This window comes from Mycobacterium sp. MFM001, from assembly GCF_003402475.1.
Classification (GTDB): domain Bacteria; phylum Actinomycetota; class Actinomycetes; order Mycobacteriales; family Mycobacteriaceae; genus Mycobacterium.
In genome coordinates this window covers 24,368-34,772 of record NZ_BFAB01000016.1, presented here as the reverse complement: position 1 = coordinate 34,772, position 10,405 = coordinate 24,368, and the positions used below count along the sequence as shown (strand labels likewise).

The window sequence follows — 10,405 nt, the reverse complement described above, 5'->3', positions numbered from 1 at the left end:
CGCCTAGTGCTTTGGCGGTGCGGGGGTTGGTGGTTCGGGGTCGGCGTCGGCGAGTGCGGGAACCGGTTGGATGGCGGCGACGAACCAGTTGCCGCCGGTGGCTCGGATGGTGAGGGGATAGGACAGGTCGTAGGGGGTGTATTGGGCTGATCGGGCCGAAACCGTCACTCGCGCCGACAAGGTGAAGTTTTCCGCCGGTATGTCGGGAGGGTTGGCGATCGATTGCACACCGGTCACCGTGACGCTGGCGTAGGGGTGTTTGACGGGTTTGATCCGCGAGTCGGTGGTGATGTAGCGATCCAAGCTACCGACGGGCTGGCACGCCGCGGCTTGGCCCTGGCCGGTTCCTGAGATGCAGGGACTGTTGGTCAGGTAGGCGGTGATGAATCCCGATAACAGGGTGGCGATCGGGTGGTTGGCGGGGATGGTGGCAGGGTAGCCGAGTTCGACGTCGACGCCAGCGGGTGGTTCGTCGAGGCGGGCCAGGTTGTCCAGTGCGCGCACGGCGTCGCCGCCGTAGACGCCGAGCGGGATTTGGTAGTAGTTGCGTTCGGGAGTGGCTGTGGCGTAGGGCTGTTCGGTGACGCCCACCAGCACTCCGTAGGTGCGAAGATTCGCGCGGTCCGGGCCGGTGCGTTTGGCGTAGGCGGCGGGTGCGGTGACGATCAGCCCGGGGGTGGATGGCACGGTCAGCCTCGAGGCGTTGGGAAAGCATCGCGAGAGGTCTGTGCCTTGAGCGCTGGCTGCGGTCAGGTAGGTGGTGACGCAGTCGATGGCGAAAGCTTTGACCAGGTCGGTTTGGTTGATGGTGTCAAACGAGATGTCGGCGATGGGCGGGGGCGGGTCGGGCAACAGCCATCGTTTGAGCGTTCCCGCGCCGCTGACCGATGAGGTGACGACGAGGACGGCCAGGATGACTCGGCCGGTGCCGTGTGTTGCGGCCTTGATGCGCCTACGCCAGACGTTGCTGAGTTTGGGCATTATTTCACCTGGTGGCCAATGACTTTGATGCTGGTGATGGCGAAGGTGCCGTCGCTGGGGTCGGGTCGATCGGGTTGGCCGGGCAGCACCGGCGCGGTTGAGGCGTCACCGCCGGAGGGGCCGCCGAGGATGGGGCCGAGGATGCCGTCGCCGGAAGGGGCAGAGGTGGTGCTGGTCGGCGCGGCTACCAACGGTGGGCGGCTTGTTTCCTGGATGATGATGGTGATTTCGGAGGCCAGCACGCTGGGCACCGCCTGCACCGCTTCTCCGTGCACGTTGCCGGTCTTTTGCGGTTTGATCGTGTTGGCGGTGTCGTTGAACTGCCATTGCAGCCGGGTGACGACGCGGTGCAGCGGCCAGGGGTCGCCTTGGTCTGTGGTGCTGGTCTTGTTGACCGCGCCCGGCACGATCGAAACCGCGGTGATGATTTCGGGCCGATCAAGGTAGATATGCAGTACTTCTCCGGCGGCCGAGCTGGCGCAAATCCAGGGAGCTTTGGCCTGGGGGTCGGCCAGCAGTTGGGCCGGGGTGGAACCGGGCAGCCTGTCGCAGTCGGAAGTGGCGGTGAAGCGCAGCGGCTCGTCGGTGACCGCCGGCGAAGTCGAGGCAGGAGCCGGAGGCTGTGGCGGCCGGGCCACCACGCTGGGCGGAGCCGGGGGTGCAGGATCGTCGTGTGAGGTGATGGCACCGGCCGCGAACGTGACGACGGTGGCAACCACGGCTACTGCGCCGAAACCCGCTGCGACCCAAGGGTTAAAGCGGCGCCGGGCTGCTGGCTTGTCGTCGGGATCAGCGGGATTGCCGGAACACTCGCGATCGTCGTCAAGGTCGACCATTGGTCGATCACCGGTCGCGTCGCCGCCAAACGGTTCGGGCCATGAAGCGCCGTCCAGACCCGATGCTTCGCCCCTGGCCTCTTCGTCGTCAGGTTCGACCGTGTTAGCCGCATCGATATCGCCGGTTGCACTGTTGGTGTCGTTTCCTGCGCGGATGCGTGCCACCCACGCGGCGTCCTCGTCGGCGAGTTTGGCCGTGCTCATGGCCGCACCCGACCTCGGTGGCGCCGCTGCGCGGCCGGGAGAGCGGCCGGTGTGCGCACCAATCGATGGCTCGAGAACACGGCGCTGTCCGTGTCGAGTGGAGTGAGCGGGGGGCGTAGCCCGCGGTGATCGCCAGCGACCAAGTACACATCGGGGTAGCGGTCAGCGAGGGTGGGGGCTGGCAGGGGCCGCGGTTCGGGGACCAGCACAACAGGAGCGGCACCGTGTGCCGTGCGTCGGCGGGCGCGCCACACCCGCCAGCCAGCCCAGAGCAGCCCAGCGATGATGAGCAGCGGCAGGCATCGCGCGACCAGCTCGACGACGGCGACCACCGCCAGGCACATCATCGCGCAACTCATACCGATCAGGGCCAGTAGCGCCTTCATCCCAGCCTCCCTGCACAGACGATCAGCTTTAGTCGTCACGGTAGCCATCTGCGCCCGATTCTGTCGACATGTATAGACGTTTTTGGTTGATTATGCTTAATTTTGTGAGCGTGAACGCATCCCAGGGCGCCTTGGCGGAGGTTCCGGACTCGGGGCCGGCCCGGCTGGACTACTTCGTGCGGAAGCGGATCAGCCAGATGCGCATCAGCGGCTATGAGGTAGCGCGCCGCGGCGGGCCCAACCGCACGACGCTGTACAAGGCGATCAACGGGACGGGCCGGCTGCGGGAATCCACGTTGGCGCGCATCGACTTGCCGCTGGGGTGGGCGGCCGGATCGTCGGCGGCGATCCTGGCCGGCGGGGTGCCGCACACTCGGATGGCGTCACGTCCCGAGGATGAGCACGCGCTCACGGTGCTGCGCGCTGCGAGCACGCTGCTGGATGAGGCAACGGAGTTGATCAGCACCGTCAAGGGTTTGGTACGTGAGCTGGTCGACGACGGCGCCGACGGGACGGTGGCCGGCGTGACCGAGGGGAAGGGTCAGTGATGGCGGCCGCGGTCGATATTTTTGCTGAGGAGCGCCGGGCCTGGATCGCCGCGCATGCCGGGGTCTTGCTGTTTCAGAAGCGGCGCGCCGAGCTGCTGGGTAAACGGATCCGGGCCCGCGACCGCGCCCGTGTGGGTGTTCGGCCCGATCCGCACGACGATGACGTGACACCGCCGTTGATGTTTCGGAAAACCTCCACTGCGACAGGAGGTTTCGAGACGGCGATTGTTGCGGCGTGCGCGGTGACCGCCCCGATCGGTTGGCCGATCGGGCGGTTGCTGTATGGGTGGATTACCACGTTGATCCCGGATCGCTTGTTGGGCTACCCGATTCCGGCGCTACTGGGCACGGCGGTGCTGTGCGGGATTCCGCTGCCGCTGCTGTATGACCCGTCAGCCAGTGTGTGGTCAGTTGTGGTGGCGCCGTGGCTGTTGGCCCAGATTCCGGCGATGTTTCTCGCCGCCGGGATTTACGGGATTCTTGAGGGCTGGCTTGCCATCGAGGGATCCAGCCACTGGTGGCCGCTCACACCAGTGGCCGCGGAGTTGGACGACGAGCTGTTCCTGGGTGGCCGCGACGTTTCGATGCCCACCATTCTTGATCGGCCGGCGCAGGAACCCGAACCGTTAGCAGTGCCGCGGGTCAGTTCGGCGACGATCCGGTGGATTCCCCTACTCTGCAGTGGCGTCCCGGCCGCGCTGGGGATTCTCTGGTTGTGCTGGCTGATCTTCGCGGCGCTAATGCAGTTGCCCAGCGAGTGGCTCAACCAGACGGGAACTGGATCGGGATACTCGCAGCCCGTTGTCGGCTGAAAATGTTTCGTTAGGTGGTTCCGGGTGTGGGCCAAAAGAGTCAGTCGATGCAGGTCTGCTCGTCGCTGCACACGTGGTGCGTCCAGGCTTGCCCGTCCCACCAGCGATAAGGGAATCGGTGGGAGGGATCGGGATACCAGCCTCGAGTCGGCGCAGAATGTATCGCTGCCGGATATTTGGATAGGTGGCGCTGTGCTCGGTTGAGGGTGCGTGCGTCGATGGTGGCGTCGATGCCTGTCTGGCCGGTATGTGGGTCGCCGATGTAGAGCACGTTGGGGCGGTTGCTGTGTGGACCCCATCCTTCGTTGAGGATGCTTACGGCGACAACCGAACCGTTCTGGACCCAGGTCCACCAGAACCAGGCGTCACGTCGCTCCGTCGGGGTATCGCCGTTGTAGAAAGAGACGTAGGCTTTGCTGCCCCTTCGGTCGTGCTCGTAGACATCGTGAATGTAAAGCACGTCCAGATGGTGGGCATCGGCGTCGCGACGTAAAGCCAGCCAGGCTTGGGCTGCCGCCGCGTCACGTTGTGGTTGTTGCTGCCGATCCACTAGCCAGCCCACGCCAGCCAGCGCGATAAACCCCAGCACGATGAGGGTGGTCACACCCCGGAGCCTAACTGCGGGGCCTGACGCTTCCCACCCGCACCGCTAGCCTGGCGTGGCGGTGTTGCGGTGTTCGGCAGGGTTATTTGACCGCTTTGAGGCGGTGACTGTTTTTGTGGATGCGTTGTCGAACGACGCGATCCCAGATGGACAGGAAGTCGCTCCAGTCGGGGATATGGACTCGTTCTCCGGCCGTGCCTCGGCGCAAGAGTTGGGCTTCTTCCCGGTTTCGGGGTAGAAGGTCTTGCCAGTAGATGGCGGGGCCGAATTGTGAGGATTGCGAGCGGCTTCCGCTGTTGGGTTCATAGGATTCGGTGCGTCGGGTGGCCAGTCCGTGCCAGTCGGAGGCTTGCTCGAGTAGGTGGCGTTCGTGCGCGCCGTACATGACGAGGGTGCCGGGGAAGACGTCGCGCAGCGCGTCGGCGTATTTAGGTCCGTAGACGACGTCGAAATGGCTGGATGCCTGCACGGTGGCCATGATGTTGACTCCGAGGCCGGCAGATTCGCCGACGTAGTTGAGCAGTGCGGGAAGTGGGCATGAGTTGCACACTTCGTCGAGCTCGAGCAACAGCCGGTGGGTCAGGAGGTGGTTGGCGGTTTTCTTGCGGAAGTACTGCACGATCGAGTCGATGAGAGCCACCGCGGCCCCGGCGACCGTGCCGGTGTTGGGGGCGATGACAAACAGTGTCGCTTCGGGATCGTCGAGCATAGTGACGTCGAACGATTCGATGCTCAGGCAGTCGATGGTGCTCAGCTGCGTTTCGGGGTCACTAGCCATCAGTCCCAGACGAATCCACGGCGTGATGGCCTTTTTCATCGTGACGGCCACACTGTCACGTAAGCGTCCGTCCATGGCTGTCAGCTCGATCAGCGGCTCGCGGAGATCGGCATGCGGGCACAGGCCGTACGCGGTTTTCCATGAGGGGTAATCGATTTTGCCGGCATGGTTGTCGTCGTCCTGTTTGTCTCCGCGGGTGCCGACGGCGCGCAGCACCCAGGGCATTCCTTGGCGGTTGCCCAGGGGGCTGGCCGCATACAGCAGGCACGCCAGTGGGGCGGATGCGCTGTTTTCCCACAGGCCGCCGGCGGCGACGGTTTGCCCGCTGGACGCGCCTCCGAAACCGACGCCGGACGTGGCGAGCATCGTTTCGGCGACGGTGAGGGCTTCGTCGGCGGTGGTGATTGCCGCGGTCGGGTCCGTGACCATTCGACGCACGTTGGCCGGCCAGACCAGGGTCTTCTGCGGCCGCAGGTCGATCACCCCGGTGGCGCCGTTGTAGCGGCGAGTCAAGACCAGCTCAGCCAGATCCTCCTTCGAGGACACGCACACGACCGGACCGGGGTGCACTACTGCGGCAGGCGCCAGGATGCGGCGGGTCTTTCCGGTACGGGTAGGGGCGCTGATCGCCAAATGCGGTGCGCTCTCAGGCATGTACGGCTGATCGTTGCGGTATGCCAGGCCACAGTAGGGCGTGTAGGGCACATGGACAGGCACACCGATGATGATCGGCGTGATGCGAGGTCGAAGTCCAACAGTAGGCGCAGATTTCGTGTTGAAGTAAAAGGACCGTCCATTAGCGCCGGGTGGGTGTCACGTCGACCCCAGGTGGTCGTTAGTGATGGAGTGCTTTCATCTGCTCCCAGTTGCCGTGGCTGTCTTTGATGTCGTCTTCGCTTAGCAGTAGGTAGGTCCAGGGTCCGTCAACCTTGCCTGAGTTGGTTACGGTGTTCGACCAGGTGATCGCTGCGCTCCTCTTGGCGGCCACGTCCTCGGCCTGCAGTTCCCTATTCATTTTGACTTCGACCAGCCAGTAGTGTCGCTTGCCGTTGATCTCCTCGACTACCACGAGATCCGGGTTGTATTGACGTCCGCTGGATGTCCACGTGATCGGGATGTCGTTGCGATGTACTCGCGCCCACACGACGACGTTTGGCGCGTCGTCGATTGCTTTTGCTGCGACATATTCGGGCGCGCTGTCAAACCAGGCATACTCGTAGAGGTTTCGTTTCCAGCCGTTGTACGGGATGTATTTCTCGAACGTCTCCACGCGCTCCTTTTGGTGGGAGCGGGAACTTTTTCGAACCTTGGTGAGCGGCTCCAGCTTCACGTCATCGAGGTAGGTGATTCCGCCCTTAGTCACCGACGCGAGCTTGGCAGCGATCAGTTGCGAAAGGCGACGTTTCGCGGTGTCGAGATACGCCGACAGCCACAGACCGGCATTGTCGCCCATGGTCGTAATGATGGTGTTGACTATGGCGTTAGCGGCGTTCACCTCGCTGATGCGCCGGTTAACGCCGGGAGCATCTAGTACTGCATCGACAAGGGCCTCGCGGGACTGTTCGAGAGGAATATCGAGCCTGGCGGCCTTTACATGGTCCTCGGCGGCCACGCCGGTGATCTTGGTTCCGTTGGCTTTGAGCAGTGTGCGTTTGAGTTCTTCGTCGGCTTCGACCGCTAGGCCCTGAGCCAGCTTCACGAAATCGGCGTCTTCGTGGATCTGATTGAGTGACACCACGATCGGCACCGGAATATGTTCGATGTAGGGCAGCATGATCGGCTCACGGCCGGGTAGCGGTTGATGCTCTCGGGTATCCCCTTTGGCCTTCTCGGCCTCCGCCGCCGCTTTGGCGGCCACCTGGTCCATGTCTTGCACCGGCATCGCCGATGGTTCGGCGTCCTCGCTCTCGGGCAGCGAGGTGAACCCGCTCAGTTCAGGGGGCAGGAACACGGGTGCCGGAGCGGGATCGCTGACGTGTTTCTCCGCTACGGTCTGTCCGGATTCGGTGACATGGGTCTGCATCCACACCCCGTAGTCGACAAACTTTTCGTTGAGCGCCTCTCGTTTCTTGAGCAACTCCTCATACCGTTCATGTGCCAGCACCTCGACGGTGTCTAGCATCTGGATGCCGGTGTAGCCGCCGAACGGCAATCGCATCCCGCGTCCCAGCGTCTGCTCGGTCAGCACGTCGGAGACCGAGGCGCGCATGGAAGCGATCACGTAAACGTTCTTGACGTCCCAGCCTTCCTTGAGCATCCCGACGCTAATGATGATGCGCACCGGGCAGTCGGGATGCTCCACCGCATCGAGGTCGGCAAGTGCCTTCTCCTTTTCCTCACCGGTCAGATTGGAGTGCACAAGAAGTGTTCTGCCGACCCACGCGCCGCCATCGAAGCCCTCGGAATCGAGGATGTCGCGAAAGGCGTTGGCCTCCGTGGTGTCCTTGGCGATCACCAGCATCACCGGATTTACCGGCGGCAGATCGTTCTCCTCACAGTAGGCATGAGCGATCTGCTCTTTGTACTTAAGTAGCGTCACGCCGTCGAGCAGCTTGGTGTGGTCATCTTTTCGGTCGTCCTTGCGCGCGACGAGCACGGGAGTTTTGACGTATTGGTCGCGGATCGCATAGGACAGCGGATAGCGGTAGACGACGAGCGCCTCATCTCTGCGGTCAGGGGTCGCCGTCAAGCCGACGACCACTGAAGGGTTGAGATCGGCGATCGTCCGCGAAAACGCCTGCCCCCGGTAGCAATGGTGCTCGTCGGCGAGGATCACCAAGTCTTGGCGCTTGGCGAGCCACTCGAAGAACGAACCACCCAGTGTCTCTTGGAATTCGTGGGTGGCGCGTCCCTCACCGGTTGCTGAGGTCAACGCCTGCACCGTGAAGATGTACAGCTTGGTTTTCGAGTCGTCCTCCATGATGGCGTGAGTCGACTGGTGTTCGAAGTTTTCCGCGGTGACCACGGCGGGGCGCGACTTCATTGCTGCTGTCAGCGATTTGCGGTGTCCAGACGTGAAGTTGTTGATCGACTTGTCTCGAATCGTGCGGCCAGGTGCGAGCAGTAGGAAATTGCGCGCAGGGCTCTCTCGCCCAGCGAAGTATTCGATCAGCCCTGCGAGCACGTAGGTCTTTCCGACTCCGGTGGCGGAATCGACGATGCATTCAAATGGTGGGGGGTTCTCCTCCACATCGAAGTGCTGGCTAACAACCTTCGCCACCGAATCGATTGCTTCCGCATTTGGCTTGCGTAACTCCAGACGGTGAGTGATCTCGGCCAGAAGATTGGTGTCGATGTTCAGGTCGGCCATCAGCTCTGCTTTCCGGTGGCCGCAAAGGGGGTGAATGGGGATCGGGATTGAACTTTTCGTCGGTAGGAATCGAGTACTGATGCGGGGATCGCCGCCAGCTTTGAGCCTGGGCATGCCTTGCGAAGTGCTTCGGCGGCAGCCGGATCGACCTGCGTGGCCCACACTTCGACGATCTGGCCGTCGGGGAGCTGATCGAGGATTGCGTCTACGGTTGATGGTGTGACCATGCCGTCGAGAATCACGTAACGCACCCGGCCGCGCTTACCCGCGAAGATGCCGTCAGGGCGGTGGCGGATGCCGAGTTGCGCGCACATGGCAGTGGCTAGCGCGCTGTTGGTGGCCCAGTCGGCGAGGAATACCCTGCCGCCGGCCTCTACGAACATGGAGTCTCCAACTCGCAAGTGGGTGAATCCGCCGCCGCCGTGCCAGGTGACCGTGGTCTCGTCTCGGGTCTTGGTCGCATCGCGCAGCGCTTTGATCGTCGCGTCGTCGGCGCTCTCAACGTGTTTAAGCACCTTGCGTAGCAAGCGATTGAACTCCTGGGCTTCGTCCGGGGTCATTCCGTCAGGAAGCTCAACCTGGTCTGCTGCCACGCGGGTTGTCACCGCCGTTATTCCGCCGGGGTCGTTGCCGTCGATCACTTTGAGCAACCTTGGCAGGGTGAAGGTCTCGACTGTGCTCGAACGAAGTTCGCAAGTCACCCATCGGCGACACATCTTGTGTGCCACGGCTGCTGTCGTGCCAGAGCCGGCGAAACAATCGAGGACAATCTCGCCTGGGTTGGTGGCGATCTGGATGATCCGTTGGAGCAGCCGTTCGGGCTTGGGAGTGGAGAATGGCTCGATGTCTGGGAACAGCTTCCGCAGATGGTCTCTTCGTGCCTCCTGGTTGCTGCCGACTTCGTGATTGGGCCACCAGGTTCCGGGTACGACGCCTTCGGCGATCTCCGAAAGGTAGGTCTTGATAACTGGGAGCGCGTCGCCTTTTTTGCCGAACCACACGCGGCCCTCGGCGCGAGCGACTTCGAGTGTGTCTTTGGAGAAGCGCCAGTAGTTGCCTTTGGGCGGTGTTACAACACGCCCCGAGGGTGTGATGACCTCGTACCGCAAGTCGTCGTTTCCGCTTTTGGCTGTCCCGTCTGCTCCCTGTCGCCACGGACCGCGGGGATCGTTGTCTGGATTTGCGTACCTTCCGGCTTGTCGTTGCGACCGAGGTATGCGGTTGCGCAGCTTCTTCCAATTGGGTTGCTGGACCGCGTAGATCAAGATGTAATCGTGGTTAACCGCGATGCCGGCATCGCCCTTAGCTCCCGGTGACTTCTCCCAAACAATTTCGGCGACAAAGTTTTTCGCGCCTATGACCTCGTCGAGCACCATTCGGCAGCGGTGCACCTCGGTGTCGTCGAGGTGCACCCATACCGACCCATCATTGGAGAGCAGCGGCTTGATTTGCCGGAGTCGGTCGCGCAGCATGGTCAGCCAGACCGAATGTTCAATGTTGTCTTCGTAGCTGTCGAAGGCCTGCCCGGTGTTGAACGGGGGGTCGATATAGCAGAGCTTGACCTTGCCGAGGTACTTATCCGCGTAGTCGGGGATTTGAGCTAGGGCGTCCAGGACGTGCATCGCATCACCGGTAACGAGCAGGTTGTCACTCGTGGGCTCTAGTAGGTCGGCGGGCCGGTCCTCGGGGGTCTCAGCGTCGAACCGGTCGACTTCATGCAGTAAACGGACCTCGGACACCCGATAGTCGGAGGGGTCGACGAACGTGTAGTCGTACCTGCCGTCGCCGGTTGATAGCAGCGCCTGTTCCTTGTTGGTCCAGGTCAGCTCCAGTTGACCGCGGTGCTTGCCCACTCGATCCCTTCCCTGGTCGGTGTCTGGGAGCCTATCGAGTGGAACATCCTGAGGTGCCGAAGTCGCCAGGGTTAGTCGCAGCTATGCACGCGT

The 10,405-nt window shown here is 62.8% G+C and carries 9 protein-coding genes; 2 read left to right on the top strand and 7 right to left on the bottom strand.

The window, feature by feature from the left end; all coding sequences use genetic code 11:
• Positions 1-3: 3 nt before the first annotated feature.
• The 3 genes from MFM001_RS21395 to MFM001_RS21385 are packed head-to-tail and all read right to left on the bottom strand — an operon-like array spanning position 4 to position 2,407.
• Positions 4-981 (bottom strand): hypothetical protein, encoded by a 978-nt coding sequence (locus MFM001_RS21395; protein WP_116377275.1) that lies wholly within the window; start codon positions 979-981, stop codon positions 4-6.
• On the bottom strand, positions 981-2,021 hold the full coding sequence (locus MFM001_RS21390; protein WP_116377274.1) for a hypothetical protein: 1,041 nt from the start codon (positions 2,019-2,021) through the stop codon (positions 981-983). The genes MFM001_RS21395 and MFM001_RS21390 overlap by 1 nt, the downstream gene beginning before the upstream one ends.
• On the bottom strand, positions 2,018-2,407 hold the full coding sequence (locus tag MFM001_RS21385) for a hypothetical protein (protein ID WP_116377273.1): 390 nt from the start codon (positions 2,405-2,407) through the stop codon (positions 2,018-2,020). Before MFM001_RS21385 ends, MFM001_RS21390 begins: the two co-directional genes overlap by 4 nt.
• A gap of 110 nt (positions 2,408-2,517) precedes the next feature.
• Between MFM001_RS21385 and MFM001_RS21380 the strand changes: the two genes are divergently transcribed.
• Both MFM001_RS21380 and MFM001_RS21375 read left to right on the top strand, forming a co-directional pair.
• A complete protein-coding gene (locus MFM001_RS21380) occupies positions 2,518-2,955 on the top strand; it encodes an XRE family transcriptional regulator (RefSeq protein ID WP_116377272.1) in 438 nt (145 codons plus the stop codon).
• A complete protein-coding gene (locus MFM001_RS21375) occupies positions 2,955-3,767 on the top strand; it encodes a hypothetical protein (RefSeq protein WP_116377271.1) in 813 nt (270 codons plus the stop codon). The genes MFM001_RS21380 and MFM001_RS21375 overlap by 1 nt, the downstream gene beginning before the upstream one ends.
• A gap of 40 nt (positions 3,768-3,807) precedes the next feature.
• On the opposite strand, the gene MFM001_RS21370 is transcribed toward MFM001_RS21375, so the two are convergent.
• The 4 genes from MFM001_RS21370 to MFM001_RS21355 all read right to left on the bottom strand — a co-directional run bounded on the left by MFM001_RS21370 (position 3,808) and on the right by MFM001_RS21355 (position 10,312).
• Positions 3,808-4,371, bottom strand: coding sequence for a DUF2510 domain-containing protein (locus MFM001_RS21370; RefSeq protein WP_116377270.1), 564 nt, complete (start codon positions 4,369-4,371; stop codon positions 3,808-3,810).
• 82 nt (positions 4,372-4,453) lie between these two features.
• Positions 4,454-5,854, bottom strand: coding sequence for a type IV secretory system conjugative DNA transfer family protein (locus tag MFM001_RS21365; RefSeq protein ID WP_238159330.1), 1,401 nt, complete (start codon positions 5,852-5,854; stop codon positions 4,454-4,456).
• A gap of 130 nt (positions 5,855-5,984) precedes the next feature.
• Positions 5,985-8,459: a DEAD/DEAH box helicase family protein gene (locus tag MFM001_RS21360; RefSeq protein ID WP_160118030.1), complete on the bottom strand. Its 2,475-nt coding sequence runs from the start codon at positions 8,457-8,459 to the stop codon at positions 5,985-5,987.
• Positions 8,459-10,312 (bottom strand): site-specific DNA-methyltransferase, encoded by a 1,854-nt coding sequence (locus MFM001_RS21355; RefSeq protein ID WP_116377268.1) that lies wholly within the window; start codon positions 10,310-10,312, stop codon positions 8,459-8,461. Before MFM001_RS21355 ends, MFM001_RS21360 begins: the two co-directional genes overlap by 1 nt.
• Positions 10,313-10,405: the final 93 nt, after the last annotated feature.